21 protein-coding genes are annotated in these 24,933 nt (G+C 71.6%); 8 read left to right on the top strand and 13 right to left on the bottom strand.

Annotation, left to right across the window (positions count from 1 at the left end; all coding sequences use genetic code 11):
- Window positions 1–3: 3 nt before the first annotated feature.
- Together cysS and ispF are read right to left on the bottom strand one after the other, a co-directional pair.
- Window positions 4–1,530 (bottom strand): cysteine--tRNA ligase, encoded by a 1,527-nt coding sequence (cysS, locus tag GVV75_RS03840; protein ID WP_159813560.1) that lies wholly within the window; start codon window positions 1,528–1,530, stop codon window positions 4–6.
- 60 nt (window positions 1,531–1,590) lie between these two features.
- Entirely contained in the window at window positions 1,591–2,142 is a 552-nt protein-coding gene (gene ispF, locus GVV75_RS03835; RefSeq protein ID WP_159813558.1) for a 2-C-methyl-D-erythritol 2,4-cyclodiphosphate synthase, read from the bottom strand.
- A gap of 184 nt (window positions 2,143–2,326) precedes the next feature.
- On the opposite strand from ispF, the gene GVV75_RS03830 reads away from it, so the two are divergent.
- Both GVV75_RS03830 and GVV75_RS03825 read left to right on the top strand, forming a co-directional pair.
- Complete coding sequence (locus GVV75_RS03830; protein ID WP_159813556.1) at window positions 2,327–3,640, top strand: methyltransferase domain-containing protein; 1,314 nt, start codon at window positions 2,327–2,329, stop codon at window positions 3,638–3,640.
- Window positions 3,641–3,936: 296 nt separating this feature from the next.
- The gene (locus GVV75_RS03825) at window positions 3,937–4,902 is read left to right on the top strand and encodes a hypothetical protein (protein ID WP_159813554.1); all 966 of its coding nucleotides are present in this window, start codon (window positions 3,937–3,939) and stop codon (window positions 4,900–4,902) included.
- Between the two features lie 249 nt (window positions 4,903–5,151).
- Here the strand turns inward: GVV75_RS03825 and GVV75_RS03820 are convergent, their stop codons facing one another.
- The gene (locus GVV75_RS03820; RefSeq protein ID WP_159813552.1) at window positions 5,152–6,609 is read right to left on the bottom strand and encodes a chemotaxis protein; all 1,458 of its coding nucleotides are present in this window, start codon (window positions 6,607–6,609) and stop codon (window positions 5,152–5,154) included.
- A gap of 187 nt (window positions 6,610–6,796) precedes the next feature.
- Between GVV75_RS03820 and GVV75_RS03815 the strand changes: the two genes are divergently transcribed.
- Window positions 6,797–7,252: a GNAT family N-acetyltransferase gene (locus GVV75_RS03815; RefSeq protein ID WP_159624069.1), complete on the top strand. Its 456-nt coding sequence runs from the start codon at window positions 6,797–6,799 to the stop codon at window positions 7,250–7,252.
- 135 nt (window positions 7,253–7,387) lie between these two features.
- On the opposite strand, the gene GVV75_RS03810 is transcribed toward GVV75_RS03815, so the two are convergent.
- The 9 genes from GVV75_RS03810 to GVV75_RS03770 form a co-directional block, all read right to left on the bottom strand.
- Window positions 7,388–8,944, bottom strand: a complete 1,557-nt coding sequence (locus tag GVV75_RS03810) for an NlpC/P60 family protein (protein WP_159813550.1) — start codon at window positions 8,942–8,944, stop codon at window positions 7,388–7,390.
- 98 nt (window positions 8,945–9,042) lie between these two features.
- Complete coding sequence (locus GVV75_RS03805) at window positions 9,043–9,684, bottom strand: hypothetical protein (RefSeq protein ID WP_159813548.1); 642 nt, start codon at window positions 9,682–9,684, stop codon at window positions 9,043–9,045.
- 37 nt (window positions 9,685–9,721) lie between these two features.
- Window positions 9,722–10,519, bottom strand: coding sequence for an HAD family hydrolase (locus tag GVV75_RS03800; RefSeq protein WP_159624075.1), 798 nt, complete (start codon window positions 10,517–10,519; stop codon window positions 9,722–9,724).
- Window positions 10,520–10,665: 146 nt separating this feature from the next.
- The gene (locus GVV75_RS03795) at window positions 10,666–11,511 is read right to left on the bottom strand and encodes a PTS system mannose/fructose/sorbose family transporter subunit IID (RefSeq protein ID WP_159522497.1); all 846 of its coding nucleotides are present in this window, start codon (window positions 11,509–11,511) and stop codon (window positions 10,666–10,668) included.
- Window positions 11,512–11,530: 19 nt separating this feature from the next.
- Complete coding sequence (locus GVV75_RS03790) at window positions 11,531–12,463, bottom strand: PTS mannose/fructose/sorbose transporter subunit IIC (protein WP_159624077.1); 933 nt, start codon at window positions 12,461–12,463, stop codon at window positions 11,531–11,533.
- 38 nt (window positions 12,464–12,501) lie between these two features.
- Entirely contained in the window at window positions 12,502–12,993 is a 492-nt protein-coding gene (locus GVV75_RS03785; RefSeq protein WP_159813546.1) for a PTS system mannose/fructose/N-acetylgalactosamine-transporter subunit IIB, read from the bottom strand.
- Window positions 12,993–13,433, bottom strand: a complete 441-nt coding sequence (locus tag GVV75_RS03780; protein WP_159717256.1) for a PTS sugar transporter subunit IIA — start codon at window positions 13,431–13,433, stop codon at window positions 12,993–12,995. The genes GVV75_RS03785 and GVV75_RS03780 overlap by 1 nt, the downstream gene beginning before the upstream one ends.
- A gap of 355 nt (window positions 13,434–13,788) precedes the next feature.
- Window positions 13,789–16,002 carry an NAD(+) synthase gene (locus tag GVV75_RS03775; protein WP_159813544.1) on the bottom strand — a complete coding sequence of 738 codons (2,214 nt, stop codon included), beginning with the start codon at window positions 16,000–16,002 and terminating at the stop codon, window positions 13,789–13,791.
- Between the two features lie 132 nt (window positions 16,003–16,134).
- On the bottom strand, window positions 16,135–17,145 hold the full coding sequence (locus GVV75_RS03770; protein ID WP_328703533.1) for a LacI family DNA-binding transcriptional regulator: 1,011 nt from the start codon (window positions 17,143–17,145) through the stop codon (window positions 16,135–16,137).
- An 88-nt stretch (window positions 17,146–17,233) separates the two neighbouring features.
- Between GVV75_RS03770 and GVV75_RS03765 the strand changes: the two genes are divergently transcribed.
- Entirely contained in the window at window positions 17,234–18,013 is a 780-nt protein-coding gene (locus GVV75_RS03765; protein ID WP_159813542.1) for an HAD family hydrolase, read from the top strand.
- A complete protein-coding gene (locus GVV75_RS03760; RefSeq protein WP_201288697.1) occupies window positions 18,010–18,849 on the top strand; it encodes a glycerophosphodiester phosphodiesterase family protein in 840 nt (279 codons plus the stop codon). Before GVV75_RS03765 ends, GVV75_RS03760 begins: the two co-directional genes overlap by 4 nt.
- A 585-nt stretch (window positions 18,850–19,434) precedes the next feature.
- On the opposite strand, the gene GVV75_RS03755 is transcribed toward GVV75_RS03760, so the two are convergent.
- Entirely contained in the window at window positions 19,435–22,182 is a 2,748-nt protein-coding gene (locus tag GVV75_RS03755; protein WP_159813540.1) for an ATP-dependent Clp protease ATP-binding subunit, read from the bottom strand.
- A 256-nt stretch (window positions 22,183–22,438) separates the two neighbouring features.
- Between GVV75_RS03755 and GVV75_RS03750 the strand changes: the two genes are divergently transcribed.
- From GVV75_RS03750 to GVV75_RS03740, 3 genes are all read left to right on the top strand, one after another.
- Window positions 22,439–23,146 (top strand): hypothetical protein, encoded by a 708-nt coding sequence (locus GVV75_RS03750; protein WP_159624090.1) that lies wholly within the window; start codon window positions 22,439–22,441, stop codon window positions 23,144–23,146.
- A 165-nt stretch (window positions 23,147–23,311) separates the two neighbouring features.
- Window positions 23,312–24,268, top strand: coding sequence for a hypothetical protein (locus GVV75_RS03745; RefSeq protein ID WP_159813538.1), 957 nt, complete (start codon window positions 23,312–23,314; stop codon window positions 24,266–24,268).
- Between the two features lie 138 nt (window positions 24,269–24,406).
- Window positions 24,407–24,832: an MmcQ/YjbR family DNA-binding protein gene (locus tag GVV75_RS03740; RefSeq protein WP_159813536.1), complete on the top strand. Its 426-nt coding sequence runs from the start codon at window positions 24,407–24,409 to the stop codon at window positions 24,830–24,832.
- The last annotated feature ends 101 nt before the right edge of the window (window positions 24,833–24,933 follow it).

Here is a 24,933-nt window from a genome sequence, read left to right as displayed (position 1 = left end):
TGGTCACGCGAGGTGCCAGCGGGCGCCGCCCGCGGAGTCCTCGACGACGACGCCGGCCGCCGCGAGCTGATCGCGCAGGGCGTCGGCGCGGGCCCAGTCCTTGGCGGAGCGCGCGGAGGAGCGCTCGTCGAGGAGCGCGGTCACAAGGTGGTCGAGGGCGCCCATGGCGGCGTCGGAGCCGTCTGCCCCGGCACTGCCGAGCGTGCCCGCCCGCCAGGGCTCGGAGAGGGGGTCGAGGCCGAGGACGTCGAGCATGGCGCGCAGGTCGAGGGCCGCGGCGGCGACTGCCGTCGGCTCGGGGGTGGGGGCGGCGAGCGCGGCGTTGAGGGCCTTGAGGGCGGCGTGGACGCAGGCCATGGCCCCGGCGAGGTTGAGATCCTCATCCATGGCCGCGGTGAACTCGCCGGGCAGGGGCCGCGAGCGCAGCTCAAGGGCGGGGGCGTCCACGGAGCCGGCCGGGCCGGCCGCCTCGCCGGGGACGAGCTCGAGCGCGCGGGTGATCGCGCCGGCCAGTCGCTCCCACAGGGCGGCGGCGTCGGCGAGGGTCTCCTCGGAGAACTCGACCGTGGAGCGGTGGTGGACGGCGCCCAGCGCCAGGCGGAGCACGGGGGCGGGGTAGGCCTTGAGCAACTCGGCCACGACCAGCGAGTTGCCCAGGGACTTGCTCATCTTCTCGCCCTTGACGGTAACCCAGGCGTTGTGGACCCAGTGGCGGGCGAAGCCCCAGCCGGCGCCGTGGGACTGGGCCTGCTCATTCTCATGGTGGGGGAACCTCAGGTCGATGCCGCCACCGTGAATGTCGAACTCGTCGCCGAGGTAGCGCCGGCTCATGGCGGAGCACTCCAGGTGCCAGCCGGGGCGGCCGCGCCCCCAGGGGGTGTCCCAGGCGGCGTCGTCGGGCTCGCCGGGCTTGGCGGCCTTCCACAGGGCGAAGTCGCGCGGGGAGTGCTTGTCCGCCTCGACATCGGCGTCGATCTGGGCCTCATCCTCCGTGGAGGCCAGGTCCTCAGGGCGCTGGTTGGTCAACGAGCCGTAGTCGGGCAGGGAGGCGACATCGAAGTAGACGTTGCCGGGCGAGCCGGCATAGGCGTGACCGGCGTCGATGAGGCGGGAGATGAGGTCGATCATCTCGGGGATGTGGCCGGTGGCGCGCGGCTCGTAGGTGGGCGGCGCGATGCCCAGGGCGCGGTAGGCGGCGTCGAACTCGCGCTCGAAGCGCTGCGCCCAGGCCCACCACTGAACCGGCGGCTCGGCGGCGGCGGACTTGGCCAGGATCTTGTCGTCGATGTCGGTGACGTTGCGGATGAGGACGACCTTCTGCCCGCAGCGCTCCAGCCAGCGGCGCAGCACGTCGAAGGCGATGCCGGAGCGCATGTGGCCGATATGCGGGGAGCCCTGGACGGTGGCGCCGCACAGGTAGATGCCGACCACCCCGGGGGTGACGGTGGGGGCCAGGGGAACGACGTCGCGCGCGGCGGAGTCGTACAGGCGCAGGGCCAGTGCTGGGGCGTCGGTGGTCTCGGTGCTCACGGGGGCAGCCTATCCGGTGGGCGCGTCGAGGGCCGGGGCGGCCCGGGGCGGGGACCTGGGTCAGGGGCGCGCGGACGGGGCGACGGGGTAGACGAGGGCGGTGGCGATGGCGAGCAGCCCCTCAGCCCGGCCAAGAAAACCGAGGTGGTCGGTGGTGGTGGCGGAGAAGTGGACGGGCGCGGCAGCGGCCCGGCTGAGCGCGGCGGTGGCCTCGGCCATGCGGGGGGCGATTCGGGGGCGCTCGCCGACGAGCTGGACGGCGATATTGCCGATCTCGAAGCCGGCGGCCCGCACCCGCCGCGCCGCCTCGGCCAGGAGCGCGCTGCCCGCCGCGCCCTTCCACTGCGGCTCGGCAGTGCCGAAGTTGGAGCCGAGATCGCCCAGGGCGGCGGCGGAGAAGAGGGCGTCGCAGCAGGCGTGGGCGACGACGTCGCCATCGGAGTGCCCCGCCAGCCCGATCTCACCGGGCCAGTCCAGGCAGGCCAGGCGCAAGGGCGTGCCGGAGTCGGCGGCGGCGAAGGCGTGGACGTCAGTGCCGATCCCGGTGCACGGGAGCACGAGGGGGGCAGAGGTGGCGGGCGGGGAGCTGGGGGTGGCGTCGGATGGGCTCATGGGAGCAGTGTGCCGCGCGCGGGCGGGGCCGGATAGGCCGGCGGGGCCGGCCGGGCGAGGCCGGGCGGGCGGGGCGGGATAGGCGGGCGGGGTCGGATAGGCCGGCGGGGCCGGCCGGGCGAGGCCGGCATTGACCCCGGCGCTGACGCCAGCCCTGACACGGACGACCGGGATATCCTCGGGCATGCCCATCGACCGTCATGTCGACCGTATCGTCGGCGCCCTCGGCCCGGACGCGCCGCCCGCGCCGGCGACGCCGTCGGGAGCCTCATGCGCGCTGCACGACTCGGGCGACTGCCGCTCCTGCCCGCGGATGGGCATGGAACTTCCCGATCAACTGGCAGCCAAGCAGGGCGACGTCGCCCAGCGACTGGGCGCGCGCGTGCCCAACACCGCCTGGGCCGCCCCGGCCATGAGCGAGCCCTCGCGCTTCCGCAACAAGGCGAAGATGGCGGTCAGCGGGACGGTGGACGCGCCGATCCTGGGCCTGGCGGATCGCTGGGGCGGCGCCGTCGACCTGCGCTCCTGCCCTCTCCATGCGCCGGCGATCGAGGAGGCCCTGCCGGTGCTCGCGGGCTTCATCAGCTGGGCGGGCCTGGAGCCCTACTCCATCCTGAGCCGGCGCGGCGAGCTCAAGCACCTCCTCGTCACCGCCTCCCCTGACGGCGACCTCATGGTCCGCTTCGTCCTGCGCAGCCGGCGCCTGGTGGGGAGGCTGCGCGACGGGCTGGCGCGCCTGCGGGGCCTCCTGCCAACGCTCGCCGTGGCCAGCGCGAATATCCAGCCCATCCACCAGGCCATCCTGGAGGGGGATGAGGAGATCGTGCTCACCGAGGAGGACAGCCTTCTCATGCGCCTGTCACTGCCGGACGGGGCACGGACGGCCCCGGGAGGGTCGACGGCATCCGCTCCGCGCGAGCTGGCGCTCTATCTGCCGACGCGCTCCTTCTTCCAGACGAATACCGCCGTTGCTGAGGCGTTGTACGCGACGGCCCGCGACTGGGCGGGAGACTCCCCCGATGGCGCGGCGCCGGCACGGCGAATATGGGACCTGTTCTGCGGAGTGGGCGGTTTCGCGCTGGCGCTCGCGGGGGCTGCGGGTCAGGGCGGGGATCCGGGGCCAAGTGTGCTCGGGGTGGAGATCTCGTCGTCGGCGATCGACGGCGCGCGGGCCTCGGCGGCGCTGGCGGGCCTGCCCGCTGATCGGGTCCGGTTCGAGGCTGGCGATGCCCGCGTGCTCGATCCCTCGGCAGCGCGTGAACTCGGCGGCCTTCCGGATCTTCTCGTCGTCAACCCGCCGAGGCGCGGGATCGGGGAGGAGCTAGCGGGGCGGATCGAGGCCTCGGGGGTGGAGCGGGTGCTGTACTCCTCATGCAATCCGGCGACGCTGGCCGTCGATCTGGAGAGGATGCCGTCGCTGCGCGCCCGCCGCGCGCGCCTATTCGACATGTTCCCGCACACCTCGCACGCCGAGGTGCTCGTCGAGCTCGCGCGCTGAGGCGGCCCATCCGCGCCCAGCAGCGCCATCCGCACCGAGAGGTGCCACCCACACCGAGAGGTGCGTCCTGCCCGCACCGGTCGGTGATTTCGGCTCCTGTCAGTGCGAAACGCGCCAGTCGGCATCGCGATCCACGCCGTCCCACCGGCATCCGCCCGATCTCATAGAGACCTCCCACCAATGCGCGGCAATGGTCACGGCGGATCGGGAACCACAGGGAGCGCCGAGCACACTCAAGGCCCGCTTCTGGGGAAGGGATACCCAAGAGCCGCGGAAGACGCCGCACGCTCGACTCCATGAACGCAGCCCAACCGGGACCCGCCCGGCTCACTTCCCCACCAGCGCCGGTCATCGTGATCGCCAAGGAGACGGCGACACTGGACAACGGTCCCCGGCACCCCGAGCGGATCGATGGCCTGATACGGATCGCCTCGGGGATCTACACGGAGGCGGCCTCCTGGGGGACGATGGCGCCGCGAGAGCGCCACGAGGTTCTCATCGAGGCGGTGCGGCGCATCGAGCAGGGCACGATCCTGATCGGGGCCTCGGCCGCGGTCGCCTACGGCCTGCCGATCGTCGGGATGCGCCTGGGCCGAGTGGAAGCGCTGCGCGTGTCCGGCCAGCGGAGCGCGACCACGCTGCTTCACCGCCGCCATAGGGAGGGGCTGACGGGCATCTCGGAGAACCAGGGCCTCCTCCTGTCGTCGGTCGCGGACACCGTCATCGACATCGCTCGCTGGGGCGGTCTCATCCCGGGCGTGTGCGCGATGGATGCCGCCCTCCATGAGGAACTGTGCGTCTGGGAGGAGATCCAAGAGGCGCTGGAGCGGCTGCCGGCCGGCAGCCGGGGAGTGCGGACCGCGCGGACCGCCCTCGGCCTGGCCGATAAGCGCTCCGAGTCGCCGGGCGAGTCCGTGTCGCGGGTGCGCCAATGGCAGGGGCGCTTGCCGCGGCCGGTCCTGCAGTACGTGCTGGACGTCGGTGGCCGGGTGATCCGCGTCGACTTCTTCTGGGCCCAGATCAACCTGGTCGGCGAGTACGACGGCAGGATCAAATACGACGCCGCGTCCTTCGGGAAGGACCCGCGGGCGGTGCTGCTCGATGAGAAGGACCGGCAGAACGACCTCGAGGACCTGTACGGCGTCAAGGTGCGGCGGTGGCGCTGGGCCGACGCCTGGTATCACGACGGCGCAGCGATGATCGAGCGCCTGGTCAGAGCCGGTCTGGCACAGATGCCCGCGCCATGGCCGTTGCGCGCGTGACCCTGGCGGCACTCCTCACCAGTGCTGCTCAAGAGGGGCCAGGGCCCAGCGCGGCCGAACCGAGCGCCGCCATCCACGCCGAGCGGTGCCGCCTACACCCACTGGCGCCACCTACACCCAGCGGTGCCATCCGCGCCGAGCGGTGCGTCCTGCCCGCACCGGTCGGTGATTTCGGCTCCTGTCAGCGCGGAACGCGCCGCACGGCTCAGCGCGGAACGCTCCGCGCGGCTCAGCACGGCTCGGGGCAACTCAGCGCAACTCAGCCAGGGCGCGCCGCACGGCGGTGATGCGCTCCTGGATCTCGGCGGCCAGCATGGGGATCTCCAGATCACGGATGGCACCGGCCAGATCCGCCAGGTCGCGCGCCTCGGGGAAGCCGTCCTCGCAGAGCGAGGCGGCCCTCCGCACCTCCTCGCTCTCCCCGACGCTCGCCGCGGCGGCCTCGGCCAGGAGCTCGGTAAGTGGGCCTCGCGTGGCCGTGAGCTCCTCGGCGACGGCGTCGAGCTCCCCGCCGACGAGCTCTCGCCGGGCCTCCAGCAGGGCCCGGTGATCGGTGAGCCGCGTGATGCCCTCGCTCAGGGCGCTCGTCAACTCCTCGAGGGAGCCGACAGCGTCGTTCTCAGCCACGTCGTCATCCCCGGCGAGGATCTGGGCCGCGAAGAACCCCGAGGCGAGGTTGTGCAGGCGCATGAGGGCGATAGCGAAGCGCACGGAGTAGGCATCGCCGCGCAGCTCGGAGACCTGCCCGGCCAGGGGCCGCAGTTCCTCGGCGCATTCCAGGACGAGGGCGTCGACCCTCCGGTAGCGCTCCTCGAAGCCCGCGGCACCAGCGCCCGCGCCGATGACGCTGGCATCCCCGCCCGCATCGGGCCGCAACGCGTCGAGGCGCGCGACCTCGTCGCGCGTGGCGCGCAGGGCGGCGCGCAGCTCGGCCAGCCTCGTCGAGAGCGCCTGGATGTCGGTGGCGCGGCGCTCCAGGAGGCGCACGAGGCGGGCGAGCTCGTCGAGGAGGGCGAGGTGCCCACTGGTGGCCTCCTCGATCGCCTGCATCTCCGCCAGCACGCGGGCCACCGGCCCCTCAGCCCCCTCCGCGCTCGGGATGCCGACCCCGGCGGCCACGAGCGCGGCCACCTCGGAGGCCACGGCCTGCCGGGTGAAGTCGACCGTCGACTCATACCCCAGCGCCTCCAGCTCGCGGCTCAGCGCCGCCTGCCCGGCGGCGGCGACCTCCCGCCGGGTCGAGCCGCCGGCGGCTGAGGCCGCCTCGACCTCCCGCACCCGCTCGAAGGCCCGCTCGAAGGCGTCGCGCTGCTCGGTGAGCTGGGGGAGGGTGCGGATGGACAGGTAGCCGCTTCCCGAGGGGACGATGGTGGCGAATACCCGGTAGTGCCCGCCGTCGGAGGATCGGTTGGTGATGTAGGCGCTGGCGGCGTGGCCGGCCTCGATGTCCTCCCACACCCCGCGGAAGAGCCCGGCGGGCATGACGGCGTGGCGCACCACGTTGTGAGCCCGACCCACGAGCGCCCCGCGCGGGTAGCCGGACAGCCTCATGAAGATCGAGTTGGCGCGGCGGATGCGACCGGCCGCGTCGGTGGTGGAGAAGAAGATCTCGTCGGCCTCGAAGACGCGCTCCGGGGCGGGCGGCGCGCCGTCCCCGGCCGACTCGCTCCGGCCCGCTGTCCGGGTCAGCTCGGTGTGCTCAGTCATGGCGGGGCCTCCTCCGGCCGAGTGCTCGTCCCAACGGTGCCGCGCTGGGCTCCCCGAGACTACCCCCGATGCCGACGCCGCGCTCCCGGACCGCCCGCGCCCCGGACCATCACGGCTAGGCTCAGGGCAAACGCGCCGACCCTCAGACGGCGCGCGTCCCGCGGCAGTCACGCAGAGAGGCACCACGATGGCCACCGAGATCGTCACCCAGGCCGGACCCGAGCTCGTCGAGGCGATGGAGCGCCTCATCCCCCAACTCTCCCGCAGCGCCCCCGCCCTCACCGCCGAGCAGTGCGAGGCGCTCCTCGCGCAGGACGGCGTCTATCTCTTCGTCTTCCGCCCGGACTCCCCCGCCGACGGCGCCCCCGCCCCGATCCTGGGCATGCTGACGCTGGCGACCTTCACGATCCCCACGGGCCTGCGGGCCTGGGTGGAGGACGTCGTCGTCGACGCTGAGGCGCGCGGCCAGGGCGCCGGCAGGCAACTCGTCGAGGCGGCGGTCGCCCACGCCCGGGAGCTGGGGGCGCGCACCGTCGACCTCACCTCGCGCCCGTCCCGCGAGGCAGCCAACCGGCTGTACCAGCGCTGCGGCTTCGAGTTGCGCGAGACGAACGTCTACCGCCACAGCGCCCCCAAGAACTGAGCCCTCTGAAGGTCACGCCCCGGCACCGGCGGCATTCGGATCCCGCTCCAGAGGCGCCCCCGCCCCGTTCCAGGGCGGGGGCGCCTCATCGCTCCAACGAGCGGAAGGGCGGGGCTCGCCGCTCAGATCCCCGGATCAGTTCTCCGGGAAGGGGCGCACGACCTCTCCGACCATGCCGCTCCAGCCGTAACCGACGGTGATGTGCTGGATGCGCGCGGGCCGTCCCATCCAGTCGGTGTGGACCACCTGGTCGCCGCCGAGGTAGATGGCCACATGCGTGATCGTGCCCGAGCCGTCGACGTAGAAGATGAGGTCGCCGCGCTGGCGCTGGGACAGCGGGATGTGCTGCATCCTGGGGTGGCGGAAGAGTTCCTGCGAGGTGCGGTAGTCCGGCCAGGCGTGCCGGTGGGTGTTGATGGGCTGGGGGTCGAGGCCGCCGGCGTAGAGGGACTGGAGGACCAGGCCGGAGCAGTCGTAGCCGAGGCCGTAGGGGCCGGCCCCGCCCCAGGTGTAGCTCGATCCGATCTGGTCTTGCGCGTAGCCGATCATCGCCTCGATGCGCTCGGAGCGGGTGGCGCTCAGGCGGATGGGGGTGGCGTGGTGGTCCTCAATGGCGAACCAGTCGTAGCCGGTTCCCAGGGCGTCCCAGGTGGCCTTGTCGACGACGCCGGTGGCCGGCAGCCCGGCACGGCTCTGGAAGTTGGCGACGGCGGACATGAGGGCGTCGTCCACCGAGGCGAGCTTCGAGGGGCTCCACAGGCCCAGGGACTGCTGCACGATCCTCACCTTGACGCCGTTCATCCCGATGGTGAGGTTATTGCTGGCGCCGTTGAGCGGGGTGATGGTCTTGGTGGGCTGGAGGAACCACGACGGCGCCCAGTAGGCCCACCAGGCCCCGGAGTCGTAGAACCAGTAGGTCTTGCCATCGATGCTCCGGCTGCCGGTGGCCATGATGCCACTGGAGGGGTCCATGTAATACCACTCGTCCAGGCCGAGCCACCCGGTGGCCATGGCTCCGGTAGAGGGGGTGTAGTAGCGCCAGCCATCGGCGTGCTTGATCCATCCGAGCGCCATGGCGCCGTCGGCGGCGAGGTAGTAGCGCGCCCCGTCCACGGTGAGGCTGCCCGTGCTCATGACGCCACTGGAGGGGTCGAGGTAGTACCAGTGCCCGCGATCCTTGAGCCAGCCGGTGTACTGGGTGCCGGAGGCGCGGTTGTAGTGCCAGCCGGCGTCGTCCTTCCACCAGCCGGTGCGCATGTAGCCCTCGGCGTCGAAGCAGTAGATGGCGTAGTCGATGGGGGCGCACTGGGAGCGGGGGAAGGTGCCGTCGGGGTTCCTCCACCACCAACGCCAGTCGGCCTTGACCCATGTGCCGGCGGGGTTGACGGAGGACGGGGCGATGGCGGGCACGGCGGCGGCCTGACGCTCCTCCGGCCGAGGGGCCACGGCCGCGGGCCCGGCCGCCCCAGGATCAATCGCCGACGGCGTCGCGCCCGCGTCGGGCCGGCCCTCCGAGGGCGCGGGGCCCAGGCGGTTCCCGGCGCCCGAACCGGTGGTCGACGCCGGGGCGCTCGGGGATGGCGTCGCCCCCGGGTCATCGACCGCGCTCGCCTGTGCGGCGAGGGGGAGGGCGAGGGCGGCGGCGAGGCCCGCGGCCGCGAGTCGGCGGGCGGCGCTCCGTGTCCAGTGCATGGGTTCTTCTCTCGTGGGGAGGGGCGCTTCATCGCGCCGGCTGTGGAGTTGGGCGGGTTTCGTCTCAGGGCGGGGCCTGGGAGGAGCGTGGGGCGGGGTCAGAAGACTACCGGCCAGGTCGATAGGCAGCCGGTGAGGGCGATCTGCGCCTGCGCGCGGGATTCGGCGGCGGCCTGGTACTCGGGGTTGGGCGTCGGGGTCCGCCCGGACTTGATGTCGTCCTCGGCCTGGGCGGCGTCCGCATACTCGGAGATCTCGCCGCCCGAGAGCCTGCCGGCCACGCTCACGTAGGCGTCCAGGGAGGTCAGGGCGGCGGTGGCCGTCGGGTCGGAGCCGGCGGCGTCGGCCAGCTGGCCCCGGTGGCTCGACGCGAGCACTCCGGCGAAGGACTCCCAGGCTTTCTGCTTGGCCACGGGGTCCTTCGAGTCGGCGAGCGCCGTGTAGCGCTGCCCCTCGGGGGTCTCGGCCAGGGCCCTCCCGACGACGCCGTCCATCGCCGCGCACTGCGCGGAAGCGGTGACGGCAGCGAGCGGGGCGGGGGTCGTGGTGGCGGTGCGCAGCTCGGTGGGTAGCCCCGCGCCGGGCTGCTCGGCGCCGGCGGGTGCCGCCGTGGCCGCGGTGCTGGGGGCGGCGGCGGGCGTGGACTCAGCGCATCCGGCTAGTCCGACGACGGCGAGGAGCGCCGCCGCAGCGGCCCGGGGGACCGTGCTGGTGAGCAGGGTGTTGAGGCGGCGCATCATGCGGTCAGAATACCAAGGCGATGACGGCTATCTCACCTCAGAGGACCGGTGGGACCTGGCCGAGGAGGTCGTCGATGAGCTCGGCCATGGAACCGACCACGCGCTCGCAGGCCCGGCTAACCTCGGGCGGGGCCCAGGGCAGGGTGATGGGGTGGTCCGCGAGGGCGTGCATGGAGACGTCGTTGTAGGAGTCCCCGAGCGTCCACACCTCAAGGCCCTCGGAGGCCCGGATGGGCGCCAGGGGGCCGGCGAGGAGTTCGGCGAGCCCGCCCCCCTTGGAGGATCCGGTCGGCACGATGTCGAGGAACTCCAGGTTGCGGTGGCACTCGATGCCCGCCCCCCAGCGCTCGACGGCCTCGATCTCGATGCGCTCGCGCAGGAAGTCGTCGGTGACACGCAGCGGCACCCCGATGAAGCGATGCTCACTCATCAGCGCGGCACTCATGGGCTCGAAGACCTGGAGGATGGGGGAGGTGTCGCCGTTGTTGTCGGCCAGGATGTAGTCCTGCGTGATCGTGGTGGCGTAGGTGGTCACGCCGGGTAGGCCGGCGGTGTCCTCGACGATGGCGCGGGCGACTCCGTCGGGGAGGTGGCGGGCCGCGAGGACCCGGTACTCGCCATCGATGAGGACGGCGCCGGTGAAGACGACGCCGTAGTCGAAGCGCACCCCTTCGGGTTCCAGGACGCCGCGCGCGGCGAAGATGGATTTGCCGGTGTCGATGGCGAGCAGGTTGCCGGCAGCTCGCCAGCGCTCCATGGCCTCGCGGTCGGCCCGGGCCACGGCGCGATTGAAGATGATGGTGGAGTCGAGGTCGGTGACGATGAGGCGTCGCATGGGCCCTCCGTTGGGCTTCTGGCTGGGCTGGCGGATCTCAGGGCGAATCGGGCCTGGCGCAGGCGACGGCGCCTGCGCGCGCGAGGGGCGCGGGAGCGGCGCTCCACGCGCCCCTCGCAGCCTAGGGCATGGGGCCGCCCACCGGCTCAGCCGAGGAGGCCCGTCCAGGCGCCGAGGATGCCGACGACGAACATGCCCAGGATGATCCACAGCGCGTTGACCTTCTTGTTGAGCAGCCACATGCACAGGAAGGTCAGTCCCAGCGCGGCCACTCCCGGCAGCAGCTGATCGAGGATCATCTGCAGCGTCGTGTCGGTGACGATGCCGGTGTCCCGGTTCTCGACCGACGCGACCACGGCCGGGAAGTTGATCGTCGTCCACTTCGAGACCAGGGCGCCCATGACGAACAGGCCCATGACGGCAGCCATCTGGGTGATCTTCTTGAGTTGGCCGCCGCCGACCTCGGTGACCATCGCGGTGCCCCGCTCGTAGCCGAGCTTGAGCCCGTACCAGCGCGTAGCCACGCGCAGGACGTTGATGCCCAGGAAGAACAGCAGGGGACCCACGATGGAGCCGTCGAGCGCCAGCGAGGCGCCCAGGGCCGCCAGGACGGGCCGGGCGGTTCCCCAGAAGATGGGGTCGCCAACTCCGGCGAGCGGCCCCATGAGGCCGATCTTGACGTTGGTGATGGTGTCGTCGCCGATGGGCTCGCCCTTGGCGCGCTGCTCCTCCATGGCGGCGGTGATGCCGAAGACGACGGAGGACACCCACGGGTGGGTGTTGTAGAACTCCAGGTGGCGCTCGAGAGCGGCGGCCTGCGCGGCCTTGTCGCCCTTGTAGACCTTCTTAATCACGGGCATGAGGGTGAAGCAGAAGCCCATCGCCTGCATGCGCTCGAAGTTGAAGGAGCCCAGGAGCGTCGTCGAGCGCCAGTACATGGACCGCAAGTCCCTGTTGGTCAGGGAGCGCTCAGCGGTCGTGGTGGAAGTCATGATCATGTTCTCCATTCACTCAGTCGAGCTCGTCGTCGAGGTCATCGTCCGCGTAGGCGCCGCCACCGGCGGGCGCGGGGACTGCCTGGGGCGCGGGGGCCGGCTTGGCGAACTCGGGGTTGAGCTGGGTGTAGATGACGGCGAGGCAGGCGCCCACGATGCCCAGGCCCACGAGCGTCACTCCGGTCGGCATGACCTGGAGGACCCAGTTCGCCATGTCCCCGGCGCCCTGGGGGGCGGCGACGGAGCCCTTGCCGGCGATCGTCGTGGCGAAGGTGGCGAAGACGAAGCCCAGGAAGAAGAAGGGCATGAGCTTGCGGGCCTTCATCATGTTGATGACCATCGCGTATCCGACGACGACGATGAATCCACCGGCGATTCCCAGTCCCTTGGTGATGACCTCGGGGATGGCGTCCAGCGCCTTGTTGACGGCGTCGCCGGAGGCAAGCGCCGCGACGATCGCGGTGGGGATGGCCACGCGCAGGCCCTGGAGGCCCAGGGCGGTAAAGTGCATGGCCACGATGCCCCGGTAGTTGGCCTGCTTGGCGTATCGATCGGCTTGGTGGGCGAAGAACACGGCGATGGTTCGCACGAAGATCGTCAGGGCCTGACCGGCGACGGCCAGTGGGACGGCGACGCCGATAGCGGCATCGATGGCCGCCTTCGTGCCACCGGCGCCGTTCATGGAGGCGACGGCGATGACGGTGGAGATGGTCGAGGCCATGGCCGCGTCGGGGGCCATGGCGGCGCCGACGTTCAGCCAGCCCAGCGCGATCAGCTCCAGGGTGCCCCCGACGACGATGCCGACGGTGGGCTGGCCCAGGGCGAGTCCGGTCAGGGTGCAGGCGACGAGGGGGCGGTGGAACTGGCGCTCGTCGAGGACGCTCCCCAGCCCCGCGATGAAGGCGACGATGGTGACCAGGATGATCTGGATTGTGGAGATGTCATGCATGGGAGAACCTTTCGCGTGGGCTCAGCGCGAGGCCGGCCCTACGCCAGCCCCTTCGACTTGAGGGTGGGCATGAGGTCGGAACGACCCGTGGAGGGGACCTGCTGGATGTACTGGGGGATGCCCCGGGAGTCGATCTCGGTGAAGGCGGCGACGTCCTCGGGGGAGGCGTAGACGGCCTGGGACACCTGTGAGGTCCCCTGCTTGAAGGTCATGCCGCCCACGTTGACCTCGCTGGCCTCGATCCCGAGGTCGAGGAGCCTCACGATGTCCGCGGGCGTCTCGACCACGATGATGGCCTTGAGAGCGGCGTACTTGGGGTTCTTGTAGACCCGCGCCGCCTTCTCCACACCCAGGACGTGGACCTTGACCTTGCCGCCGCCGGTTTGAAGGAGGAGGGACTTCCGCAGCTCGTCATTGGCGGCGCTGTCCGAGACCGCGAGGATGGCCTCGGCGCCCAGGGAGCCCGCCCAGTTGTTGGCGACCTGTCCGTGAACCAGACGGGAATCGATGCGCAGGAGCTTGATGTCCATCAGAGCTCGTCTCCTTCGTCGTCAGAGGTGGTGAAGGTGTTGGGGGTGTACTCCTCGGAGAGGATTTTGATGCCGGCCTGGCCGGCGGTGCGGGCGACCTCGACGAGCTCGGGCAGGTCCGCGCCGGCCATGCGGCGGGCGAGGACCTCGACGAGCATGGGAAGATTGGCGCCGGAGACGACGTCGGCGTCGGGGCGCTCCGCCGCGAAGCGCGCCGCGGCGTTGTAGGGGCTCCCGCCGAAGAGGTCGCACAGGATGAGGTGCCGCTCGGACGGCGAGGCCTCAACGGCCGCCGCGTACTTGGCGAGGAGGTCGTCAGGCCCCTCCGATTGCTCGAAGGTGACGGCGACGACGTCGTGGCTCGGGCCGACGATCATGGTGGAGGAGCCGAGCAGCCCCTCCGCCATGCGCCCATGAGCAGCGATGATCACGGATACCACGGATAACCGCCTTCCAGTCGGGCCGACGGCGAGCGAGCCCGACGCCGGCAAACGATGTGGCGACAGGGACGATAGGCGCTCTCACAAGCCAATAGAGCTCGATGCGCCCCGGTGATACCGGAGATAACGGGCGTTAGCAACGCGCGTCCCCAAGCGTTAGCAATGAGACGCCCGCCACGCCGTAGATATCGCATGGCTCACACGAGACGATCGCTAACTCGGACGCTAACCATGATCTCAGTCACACATGCGTCGATCCGACCGCCCTCCCCTCCCCCTCCTGGCCGAGACCGGTCGAAAACAGCGACGAGACCGGTCGCAGGGGCCGGTCTCGGCGAGAGCGGCGGGCGGAGGACTAGGACTGGGGGACGTTGCGCTCGAGCTCGGCGATCCAGGCGGCGCCGCTCGCGTCGGAGGGCATGCGCCAGTCCCCGCGGGGGGACAGCGACCCCCCGGCAACGACCTTCGGGCCGTTGGGCAGGGTCGAGCGCTTGAACTGGTTGGCGAAGAAGCGCTTGAGGAACAGCAACTCCCAGCGCCGGATCTCCGGCAGCGCGTAAGCGACCCGATCCGCCTCGGGCAGGCCCTGAGGCCAATCGCCCTCGGAGGCGTTGGACCACGCCTTCTCCGCCAGGAAGGCGATCCGGCTGGGCCGCGAGCCCCTGCGCAGCACGTGCCACAGGGTGAAGTCCTGGAGGGCGTAGGGGCCGATCCGCGATTGGGTGGACTGCATGGGCTCGTCCTGACTGCCGGGCACCAGCTCGGGGCTGATCTCGGTGTCGAGGATGGACAGCAGCGTGCGCCCGACGGCGTCGTCGAAGATCCGCTCGGCCACCACCCAGCGGATGAGGTGCTGGATGAGGGTCTTGGGGATCCCCGCGTTCACCCCGTAGTGGGCCATGTGGTCGCCCACGCCGAAGGTGCACCAGCCCAGCGCCAACTCGGAGAGGTCCCCCGTGCCCAGCACGATCCCGCCACGGGCGTTGGCGATGCGGAACAGGAAGTCGGTGCGCAGTCCTGCCTGGACGTTCTCGAAGGTGACGTCGTAGACCTCGGGGCCGCGCTCGCCGCGCCCGTAGGGGTGCCCCATCTCAGTGAGCATCTGCGTGGCGGTGGGACGGATGTCGAGCTCGGAGAAGGAGCAGCCGAGCCCGACAGCGAGGTCCTCGGCGTTGCGGCGGGTGGTGGCGCTCGTGGCGAAGCCGGGCATCGTGTAGGCCAGGATGTCGGAGCGGGGGCGGCCCAGGCGGTCCATGGCGCGGGCGGCCACGATGAGCGCCTGGGTGGAGTCCAGCCCCCCCGAGACGCCGATGACGATCCTGGGGTTGCCGATGGCGCGCAGGCGCTGGATGAGCGCCTCGACCTGGATGGAGTAGGCCTCGTAGCAGTCCTGCGCCAGGCGCGCCGGGTCGTCGGGCACGAAGGGGAAGCGGTCCACGCGCCGCCGCAGCCCGATATCCGTCCGAGGCGCGCGCAGGTCGGCGGCGGGGATCTCGATGCGCTCGAAAGCCCGCGGGTTGGCGAAGGAGGCGGGACCCGGGGCGTGCGCGCCACCGGCGGCGCGCGCCAGGGTGCGGGCGTTGTCCTCGAAGGTCCCCTGGCGCAGGCGCTCGGCGCGCATCCCCTCGATATCGACGTCGGCGATGGTGGCGCGCGGCCCGTCCGGGAAGCGCTCGGAGGAGCCCAGCAACTCACCGTTCTCGTAGATCATGGTCTGGCCGTCCCAGGCCAGGTCCGTGCTCGACTCACCCTGCCCGGCGGCCGCGTAGACGTAGGCGGCCAGGCCCCGGGCCGAGGAGGCGCGCGCCAAGAGGTGACGATCCTCGGCGCGGCCGACGGTGATCGGCGAGGAGGAGATGTTGAGCAGCACCGTGGCGCCCGCGAGCGCGGCCACGGACGACGGCGGGACGGGCACCCACATGTCCTCACAGACCTCCACGTGGAAAGTGAGGCCGGGGACGTCGGCGACGTCGAAGAGCAGGTGAGGGCCGAAGGGCACGGTCGCGTCAGCGGTTCCCGCGCCCCCCGGGCCCCCGGGCCCCCGCACTCCCCGCAGGCGCGCGCGGCGCTGATCGGCCTCGGGGGCGTCGCCGGCGGCGAAGTGCCGGGCCTCGTAGAACTCGCGGTAGGTGGGCAGGTAGGACTTGGGGGCGACGCCGCGCACGGCCCCTCCGGCGATGACGACGGCGCAGTTGAACAGGCGGTTGCCCACGCGGATCGGGGCCCCGATGACGATCGCGGGGAGGAAGTCCTCGCTCGCGGCCCGGATGGTCTCGATGGCGGCGAGCGTCTCATCGAGGAGGACGTCGGCGTGGAGGAGGTCGTCGATGGCGTAGCCGGTCAGGCACAGCTCGGGGAAGGCGGCGAGGCAGACGCCGTCCTCCCCAAGCGCCCGGGCCCGGTCGATGATGGCGGCGGCGTTCTCACCCGGGTCGCCGGGGACGACGGGCAGGGTGACGGCGGCGACGCGCGCGAACCCCTGGTCGTAGGCGGAGCGGAAGGCGATGCTCGGGCGGTCGGCGGCCTCGGCCTGCGGGGCCGCCGAGTCCTGGGTGTCCTGGGTTGCCATGCCCCGATCCTGCCATGATCCTGCCCCGATCCTGCCGCGATCCGACGCCGACTCGGGCCCGCCCGAGCGCCCCGGTCCACCCGGCCGGCCCGGTCCACCGCCCACCGGGCCCGCGCCCCCTCGGACCGGGCCTCAGATGGAGGCGCGGCGCACGAGCCGCCCTGGCAGCAGGGTCTGGGCGGGCACGCTCTCGCCCCTCAGCATGGCCGCCAGGCGCTCGACGCCGACCCTCCCCATCTCCTCGAAGGGAAGCGCCACGCAGGTCAGGCCGGGGCGGAGCTGGGCGGGGGCGAGGTCCTCGTCGTCGATGCCGATGATGGCGACGTCGTCGCGCACGCGCAGGCCGCGCTCGCGCACGGCGTCGTAGGCGCCGATCGCCATCCTGTTGTTGCCGCACAGGAGGGCGGTCGTCCACGGGTTGGCGTCGAGGAGCTGGCCCGCGGCCCGGTAGCCGCCCTGGATGGTGCCGTACCCGACGGCGGTGGCAACGCCATCCCAGTCGATCCCGGCGCGCGTGAAGCTGGCCCGGTAGCCGTCGCGCCGCGGCTGGTTGCCGACATCGGCCCCGGAGATCTCGATGACGCCGATGTCCCGGTGCTCCCCGGTCAGGAGCGCATCGGCCTCAAGACGGGCGATGCGCTCCTCATCGGGGCGGACACTGGGACGCCCGCCGTCCGATGACTGGCAGTTGACCAGGATCGTGGGGATGTCGCGGGCCTCGGCCGGCACGGCGACCTGGCCGCCGCTGGCGCGCGCCTGGAGGACGGCGCCCACCCGGTGCTCCAGGAGCGAGGCGACGGCGCGACGGTCGTCCTCCGCGCGCCCCGTGGTGGGGATGAGGAGCAAGGGCATGCCCTCGCGCAGGGCGGCGTCCTGCATGCCGCGGATGATGGAGGAGGCCTGGGGTCCGGTGAGGATGTCGGTGACCACGCCCAGGGCGCCGCGGGAACGGGCCTGGGCGAGGCGCGCCGTGCCCTGCGGCCGGTAGTCGAGGTCCTTCGCGGCCTGGAGGACCCTCGCCCGCGTGGCCTGGGGGATGCGCGAGTCCGGGCGGTCGTTGAGGACGAAGGAGACGGTGGTCCGCGACACCCCGGCGGCGCTCGCGATATCCGCCATCGTCGCCCGGCGCTCAATGCGGCTCACGGGCGGCCCTCCTCCCGGATCGATGCTGCCATCCCCACGATGCCATAGGAAAGCCCCATGGGCGCGCGCCGCGCGCTACGCTCGCGGGATGGCGATCACAGTTGCTCCCTCCCATCCAGGCTTCACGATCCGGGCGGTCCTGTGGGACATGGATGGCACTCTCATGAACTCCCAACCGTTCTGGGATGAGGCCTTCGTCGCCCGCACCCGCGCGGCCGGGGGCACCCCCACCCCGAGGATCGTGGAGCGCCTCACCGGAGCCTCCATCGAGACGGTGCGGCGACTCATGGCGGAGACGGGAGCCGTCCCCGACTGGACAGACCCCGCCGCCGGGGCGCTCTTCGCCGCTATCGCCGACGACGTCGAGGCGCGCGTGGCGGCCGCCCCTCCCCTGCTCCCCGGGGCGGAGCGGATCACCTCGGCCCTGGCGCAGATCGGGGTTGCGCAGGCGATCGTGTCCGCCTCCCCCCGCCGGATCGTCGAGAGCGTGGCGCGCGCCCTCGGGGACGTGTTCGCTGTGACCGTCACGGGGGACGACGGCGCGGGCGCCAAGCCCGACCCTCTCCCCTACGCCACGGCGGTCGAGCGACTCGGCCTGACCCCCGCGGAGTGCGTCGTCGTGGAGGACTCGGCGACGGGCGCGGCCTCGGCCCGCGCCAATGGGATCCATGTGGTCCAGATCGGCGCGGCCAAGTCGTTCCCCGCCGATCCCGGGCTCATCGCCGTGCCCGACCTGGCCTCGGTGACGCCCCACACCCTCCTGTGGGAGGAGTGGTGGAACGCCCCCGCTGGCAGTGCCGGCTGCGCTGACCGCGCTGCCACCGCTAGGCGCCGCGTCCCCGCCGGATCAGCGCCGGGGGCGCGATGACGGCCGTTGAGCGCCCCAGCCCCGCCCCTCCCTACGAGCCCCTCCCCCTCCCCCGGCCGGTGCCGGCGGGCACCCGGGTCGTGCTGGGCCATCGGGGCGCCCCCTCCCTCGCCCCGGAGAACACGCTCGCCTCGATCCGTCGCGCGGCGCGGGCGGGGGCCTCCTGGGTGGAGATCGACGTCGACGTCATCGGCGATGGGACGCCCGTCGTCATCCACGACTCCACCTTGGACCGCACCACCGACCGCACGGGCCCCTACTACGCCCTGTCCCGGGAGGACCTGGAGGGCATCGACGCCGGGGCGTGGTTCATCGCCGAGGATGGCTCGCGCCCGTACGCCGGCGAGCCCCTGCCGACGCTCGGGCAGGCGCTGGGGGTGATCGCCGCTGAGGGCCTGAGCGTCAACGTGGAGATCAAGCCCTGCGAGGCGGGCGCGCGAGCCTGCGCGGATCTCGTCGACGCCGTCGCGGAGCATCTGGACCGATTGGCCTCCTGCGCGCCGAGCAGCCAGGTGGTGGTCTCTTCCTTCAACCCGCTGCTCCTGGAGCGGATGGCCCGGCGCCGCCCCGCCACTCGGCTCGCGCTCCTCATGGAGGCCGGGATGCCGGTCGGGGACTGGCGCAGCCGGGCGGAGATGCTGGGGGTTGAGGCGGTCAACCCCGCGGACGAGGGACTGGAGAGGGCACTGGTCGAGGAGATCCGCGCCCTGGGCTACGGGGTCAATGTCTGGACGGTCAATTCGCCCGAGCGCGCTGAGGAGCTCTTCTCATGGGGCGCCTCAGGCATATTCACCGACCGGATCCACGAGCTCGGACGTCTCGTTACGGAAATGTGATCCCATGGGCGTCAGGGCCCCGATCTGGCGATTCTCCGCCGTTTTGAACGGACTGAGGCTCGGCGCGATCCCATTCCGCGCCAGCTTCTGAGACGCGAATGTGCTTCGCGGCGATCGGGTCGCATATGATGACGCCGTCGGGAAACGCCCCGGCACGAGGAGATCAGGGACTCCGATGACATGCCGCGGCGTTCGGGACTCGCGCGATTCAGGGACCGCGCCCCCGTACCCGACCGGGGCCCCGCACCGTGCTGAGGTGCGGGGCCCCCTTTTCATCCCTCACGGACGATGCATGTGAAATCGGGCATATGAGGCCCGCGTTCTTCAGGACCGCCTCTTGCGTCAATAATTACGGAAAAATAACATCCTGATATGAATCCCGAATTTAGTGGGATGCCACCATCCTTACGGTCGTCTGACATACATGGCTGACGTTCAGGATCGCCCGCCACCCATACCCCTACAGGTATCCGGTGTCCGTTCACCCGCTCTCCTCTCAGGGCCGAGGGGAGGCGCCACGAGCGCTATGCGCGAGGGCGCGCCCGAGTTTTTCCTACCCGGGCGCGCCCTCGTGATGTGTCGCTCTTATGCGAGCGGCCCCGCTGGGGCGCTTGACGCGCTTGGCGCGCGCCCCTCGCCCACGGCGCGCAGGGCCAGGCCGGCGGCCGGGCCGTCAAGACTGAGATCGACGACGACCTCCTGCCCGTCAGCCACCTCACCGGACAGGATGAGCCTGGCCAGGCGGTCTCCGATCTCCCGCTGAACGAGGCGGCGCAGGGGCCGCGCCCCGAAGGCGGGGTCATATCCCTCGTCGGCCAGCCACTGGCGGGCGGCGTCGGTGACGGTGAGCGTGAGGCGCCGGTCCGCCAGGCGCTCCCCCATCCGGGCGAGCTGGATGTCCACGATCCCGCCCAGCTCCTCCTTGGTGAGCGGGTCGAAGACGAGGGTGTCGTCGAGCCGGTTGAGGAACTCGGGCTTGAAGTGGGCGCGGACCCGCGTCATCACCTCGTCGCGCTTCTCGTCGGGGCTGAGCAGAGGATCGATGAGGAACTGCGAGCCGAGGTTGGAGGTGAGCACGAGGATCGTGTTGCGGAAGTCCACGGTGCGCCCCTGCCCATCGGTGAGGCGGCCGTCATCGAGCACCTGGAGGAGCAGGTCGAAAACCTCGGGATGGGCCTTCTCCACCTCGTCGAGCAGGACCACGGAGTAGGGGCGGCGCCGCACGGCCTCGGTGAGCTGACCGCCCTCCTCGTAGCCGACGTACCCGGGAGGGGCGCCGACGAGCCGGGCCACCGAATGCTTCTCGGAGTACTCGGACATGTCGAGGCGCACGATGGCGCGCTCGTCGTCGAAGAGGAAGTCTGCGAGGGACTTCGCCAACTCGGTCTTCCCCACCCCCGTGGGGCCCAGGAACAGGAAGGAGGCGGTGGGGCGGTCCGGGTCGGACACCCCGGCGCGCGAGCGCCGCACGGCATCGCACACGGCCGCGACGGCGGCCTTCTGGCCGATGAGCCTCTCCCCGATGATGCCCTCCATGTGGAGGAGCTTGGCGGACTCGCCTTGGAGCAGGCGCCCCACGGGGATGCCGGTCCAGGAGCCCACGACCTCCGCGATCTCAGCGGCGCCGACCTTCTCGGCGATCATCGGCTCAGCCGCCCCCGTGGCGTCTCGCGCGACGCCGTCAGGGCCGGCGACGGCGTGCTCGGCGGCCTCGGCCTGGCGGATCTGCTCCTCCAGGGAGGGCATCTCGCCGTAGCGCAGGCGGCCGGCCTCCTCGAAACGGCCCTCGCGCTCGGCGAGGTCGGCCTTGGTGCGCAGCTCGTCGAGAGCGGCGCGCAACTCGCCGATGCGGTTGTGGCCGGCCTTCTCAGCCTCCCAGCGAGCGGTCAGCCCGGCGAGCTCCTCAGAGGCATCGGCGAGCTCGGCGCGCAGGCGCTCAAGGCGCTCACGGTCAGCGGCAGCCTCGACGGAATCCGCGCCACCGCCCGCGGGCGAGCCGTCACCGCCAGCGGTCCCGAGGGACTCGGCGAGGTAGGACTCCTCCATGCGCATGCGGTCCACACGACGGCGCAGGGCGTCGATCTCCTCGGGACTGGAGTCGAGCTCCATGCGCAGGCGGGAGGCGGCCTCGTCAACGAGGTCGATGGCCTTGTCGGGCAGCTGGCGGCCGGTGATGTAGCGGTCGGACAGGGCGGCGGCGGCCACGAGGGCGCCATCGGAGATCGTCACCTGGTGATGGGCCTCGTACTTGGGGGCGATGCCGCGCAGGATCGCGACGGTGTCGGCCACGCTCGGCTCGTCGACGAGGACCTGCTGGAAGCGGCGCTCAAGGGCGGGGTCCTTCTCGATGCGCTCGCGGTACTCGTCTAGAGTGGTGGCGCCGACGAGCCGAAGCTCACCGCGGGCGAGCATGGGCTTGAGCATGTTTCCGGCGTCCATGGAGGAATCAGCGCCCGAGCCCGCTCCCACGACAGTGTGCAGCTCATCGATGAAGGTGACGACCTCGCCGTCGGAGTCCTTGATCTCGGCCAGGACGGCCTTGAGGCGCTCCTCGAACTCGCCGCGGTACTTGGCACCGGCGACCATCCCTGCCAGGTCGAGGGAGATGAGGCGCTTGCCGCGCAGCGAGTCGGGGACGTCGCCGGCGACGATGCGCTGGGCGAGGCCCTCGACGACGGCGGTCTTGCCCACGCCGGGCTCGCCGATGAGGACAGGGTTGTTCTTGGTGCGCCGGGACAGGACCTGCACGAGGCGGCGGATCTCGGCGTCACGGCCGATGACGGGGTCGAGCTTGCCCTCGCGGGCGGCCTCGGTCAGGTCGGAGCCGTATTTCTCCAGCGTCTTGTAGGTGCCCTCGGGATTGGGGGAGGTGACGCGGGCGCCGCCGCGCAGGGCGGGCAGGGCGGCGCGCAGGGCGTCGGGCGTGGCGCCCTCGGCGCGCAGGAGCGAGGCAACGGGGTCGCCGGAGGCGCCCGCCGCCAATCCGATGAGGAGCATCTCGGCGGAGATGTAATCGTCCCCGGCGGTCTTGGCCTCGCCAGCGGCGGTCTCAAGGGCGGCGAGGAGCGCCCTCGAGGGCTGGGGCTGGGAGACGGTGGAGCCCGAGGAAGCGGGCAGGGAGGTGAGGACGCGGCGGCAGGCCGCGCCGATGCGCTGTCGCCGGGCAGGATCCGAGTCGACGGCGGTGAGCAGGGCCAGAGCCGTGGAGTCCTCAGAGCCAAGGAGTTCGGCGAGCAGGTGGGCCGTGTCCACCTGGGGGTTGCCAGCGGCGGCCGCCGCCTGCATCGCCCCGGAGATCGCCTCCTGGGAGCGAGTGGTGTAGTTGGTGTCCATGCGGTTCTCCTTGGGGTGTCATGCCTGGTGGGCGAGTCCGGGCGGGAGGGGCCCGGGAGGGGCCGTGACGCGGGCCGCTTTCTCCGAGCACCTCAACCGCCGACGAGTTGAGTCTATTCCACTCAACTTTCGCGCGCGCCGGGGCGCCTCTTCCTCGATGGGGAGATCTTCCCAGGTCCGCGCCTCAAGACGGCGGGACGGGAACAGCGCGGCCCGGGATAAGGTGACCGCACGTCGTTACCCTGAGGAGATCTTCATGAAGATGACCCGTCCCCTGGCCACCGTCGCGGCGCTCGCACTGACGCTCCCGCTCGCGGCATGCTCCTCCGACAAGTCCGAGGACGCCAGCCCCACCAGTTCCGCAACTGCCACGACCGCCACCGCGATGGCTTCAGCCGACGCGATGGCCGGCTCCAGTTCGGCCGCCCCGGCCGCCTCGGCCGACGGCCAGGAGGTGACCGCCTCAACCGCCGGCGTCACCTTCCTCGCCCCCAGTAACTGGATGGTCCTCTCCGACCCGTCCAACCTGGATGAGAACACCCTGAGCGCGGCCGCGAAGGCGGTTGGCCAGGACCCGGCAATCTACAAGGCCAACTTGAAGCAGGTTGACCTGCTTGTCTCGAGCACAGAGGTCAAGGAGATCGGCAGCACCCCCTTCACCGACAGCATCCTCGTCGCCCGTCAGACCCTCCCCGGGTCACAGGTGCCAGCGGACGAGATGAGCGCGGCTCAATTCGCCAAGGTAACCGGCGCGAGCAGTATGACGAAGTACGAGAAGGTCAGCACCACCAATGGTGAGGCCACCGTGGTCCACTACGGCGTCACGGTGAAGGATGGCACGGCCTACGGGGCCGTCGTCTTCGCCCCCGCCTCCGACGGCGACTACGCGGTCATCACCATCAACGCCACCGAGGCCTCCACGGTCAACGAGCTCGTCACCCAGGTGACCAGCAGCGTCAAGTGACGCCCCATCCTTGATCCCTTCTCCCGCTGAGGAGACCCGCCCCGGCGCGCCCCTTCGGCTCGCCGGGGCGGATCATCCCCTCGACACCACCACCCCGCCAGCGCCCCCAGCCTCAGGCGGCCTTCGGCGCCGCTCTTAGTCCCCCGAACCCCCTAGGATCAACACATGTCCCAGTACCCTCCGAATGGGCAATACCCCGGTCAGTATCCGGGGCAACACCCCGGCCAGCCCGCCTCGCCCGCCTCGCAGCAGCCCACCCAGGCCTACCCATGGCACGGCCAGACCCACCCGGGCCATCCCCAGGCGGGCTACGGCTCCGGCTACCAGCCCGGGCTCACCCCTTCCTCCCACATCGGGGCCCAGACGGGACCCCAAGGCTCCTTCCAGCCCGTCGACCCCGCCTTCGGCTATGGCGGCCCCAACCAGGGCCCCCACCAGCCCCAGAAGAGCACCGGGCTCATCGTGGGCATCGTCAGCGCCGTCGTCATCGGCCTCATCGCCAGCGGCGTCGGCGCCTTCCTCCTCCTGCGCGGCGACGACGACGCCGCCAACGCCACCGCAACCGCCCAGGGAACGAGCGCCCACCCCGAGTCCGCCGACGCGGCCACCCGCGCCAAGCGCCCCTCGGAGTCGCCAGCGCCGTCATCGACCCCGGGCGCGGCGGCGGGCTCACAGGAGGTCACCGGCCCGGCCACGGGCTTGACCTTCTCGGTCCCCAAGAACTGGACCACCGGGGTTGGCGGAGCCCCCGACCCGGGCGGCATTCTCACTGCCGACATCACCTCCGACCTTGACGCCTACGCCTACAGCGGTTCGGGGCTCAAGCAGGTGCAGCTCCACAAAGACGTCGAGTCGTTGAGCAGCGCCCTGAGCGAGGACCTGCTCAAGGCGGCCCTCTCCCAGCAGCCGGGCACGACCTTCTCCTCATACGAGAAGTTCACGACCCCCAACGGCGATGGCGCCATGGCGTATTTCACGGTCAATCAGGATGGGATCACCATTTACGGCGCCCTCATCACGCCCAAGACCAGCTCAGGAGGGTACGCGACGCTCACAACCGTAGCCTTCACAGAGGCGCAGAGCAAGGAGTTGACTCAGAGCGTCATCGCCTCGATCCGCTGAGCGCTCGCGCCCGGCGCTCATCGACTGGCGCGTTTCGCTCCGACAGGCGCGTTCTGCCCGCACCACTCGGAGCGCAGCGCACCGGTGGGGGGCGGAGCGCACCGGTGAGCGCCGGCGCCAGAGACGTAGCCTTCTGCCATGACATCCGCCGAACCGGCCCTCGACCGGGCCTCGGAATTGCTCGACTACGCCGCCACGCTCCCCGGGGCATGGGTGGGGCACAAGCCCGAGTGGGACACGAGCGTGGCGAGCATCGGGCCTCGGCTCTTCGCGCTGCTCCTGACCCACACCGACGGCCGACTCATCGTCAACGTCAAGCTCGATCCGGAGGACGCCGTCGCTGTGCGCCGCTCGATCCCCTGGACGGAGCCCGGATTCCACCAGGCGAAGAAGCACTGGGTGAGCATCGACCTCACCGCGCCGGGATACGACGCCACCACCGCCCACGAGCTCGTCGAGGACTCCTACCGGCTCGTCCACTCACTGCTCCCCCGCGCCGTCCGTGGGGCCCTGCGCCTGGCCGTCGCCGCCGGGGAGGCGCCGCGGCCCACCTGGCAGTGGTGATCCCGGGTGATTCCGAGCGCCCTGGGCGAGCCGCGGCACCGGTCGGGCCCAGCCACCTCCTCGCGCTTCCCGTGACAGGGCGAGGAACTCGTCGGCTTGCC

Origin of the sequence: Actinomyces sp. zg328 (genome assembly GCF_009829635.1) — a bacterium.
Taxonomy (GTDB): domain Bacteria; phylum Actinomycetota; class Actinomycetes; order Actinomycetales; family Actinomycetaceae; genus Actinomyces; species Actinomyces marmotae.
Note: the sequence above shows the minus strand (reverse complement) of the source record. Positions and strands in the feature narration are given on the sequence as shown.

Bases quoted from the DNA above. Each gene is read 5' to 3' on its own strand.
- ispF (WP_159813558.1), bottom strand. From the start codon at position 2,142: ATGAGCCCATCCGACGCCACCCCCAGCTCCCCGCCCGCCACCTCTGCC.
- GVV75_RS03830 (WP_159813556.1), top strand. From the start codon at position 2,327: ATGCCCATCGACCGTCATGTCGACCGTATCGTCGGCGCCCTCGGCCCG.
- GVV75_RS03825 (WP_159813554.1), top strand. From the start codon at position 3,937: ATGAACGCAGCCCAACCGGGACCCGCCCGGCTCACTTCCCCACCAGCG.
- GVV75_RS03820 (WP_159813552.1), bottom strand. From the start codon at position 6,609: ATGACTGAGCACACCGAGCTGACCCGGACAGCGGGCCGGAGCGAGTCG.
- GVV75_RS03815 (WP_159624069.1), top strand. From the start codon at position 6,797: ATGGCCACCGAGATCGTCACCCAGGCCGGACCCGAGCTCGTCGAGGCG.
- GVV75_RS03810 (WP_159813550.1), bottom strand. From the start codon at position 8,944: ATGCACTGGACACGGAGCGCCGCCCGCCGACTCGCGGCCGCGGGCCTC.
- GVV75_RS03805 (WP_159813548.1), bottom strand. From the start codon at position 9,684: ATGATGCGCCGCCTCAACACCCTGCTCACCAGCACGGTCCCCCGGGCC.
- GVV75_RS03800 (WP_159624075.1), bottom strand. From the start codon at position 10,519: ATGCGACGCCTCATCGTCACCGACCTCGACTCCACCATCATCTTCAAT.
- GVV75_RS03795 (WP_159522497.1), bottom strand. From the start codon at position 11,511: ATGACTTCCACCACGACCGCTGAGCGCTCCCTGACCAACAGGGACTTG.
- GVV75_RS03790 (WP_159624077.1), bottom strand. From the start codon at position 12,463: ATGCATGACATCTCCACAATCCAGATCATCCTGGTCACCATCGTCGCC.
- GVV75_RS03785 (WP_159813546.1), bottom strand. From the start codon at position 12,993: ATGGACATCAAGCTCCTGCGCATCGATTCCCGTCTGGTTCACGGACAG.
- GVV75_RS03775 (WP_159813544.1), bottom strand. From the start codon at position 16,002: ATGGCAACCCAGGACACCCAGGACTCGGCGGCCCCGCAGGCCGAGGCC.
- GVV75_RS03765 (WP_159813542.1), top strand. From the start codon at position 17,234: ATGGCGATCACAGTTGCTCCCTCCCATCCAGGCTTCACGATCCGGGCG.
- GVV75_RS03760 (WP_201288697.1), top strand. From the start codon at position 18,010: ATGACGGCCGTTGAGCGCCCCAGCCCCGCCCCTCCCTACGAGCCCCTC.
- GVV75_RS03755 (WP_159813540.1), bottom strand. From the start codon at position 22,182: ATGGACACCAACTACACCACTCGCTCCCAGGAGGCGATCTCCGGGGCG.
- GVV75_RS03750 (WP_159624090.1), top strand. From the start codon at position 22,439: ATGAAGATGACCCGTCCCCTGGCCACCGTCGCGGCGCTCGCACTGACG.
- GVV75_RS03745 (WP_159813538.1), top strand. From the start codon at position 23,312: ATGTCCCAGTACCCTCCGAATGGGCAATACCCCGGTCAGTATCCGGGG.
- GVV75_RS03740 (WP_159813536.1), top strand. From the start codon at position 24,407: ATGACATCCGCCGAACCGGCCCTCGACCGGGCCTCGGAATTGCTCGAC.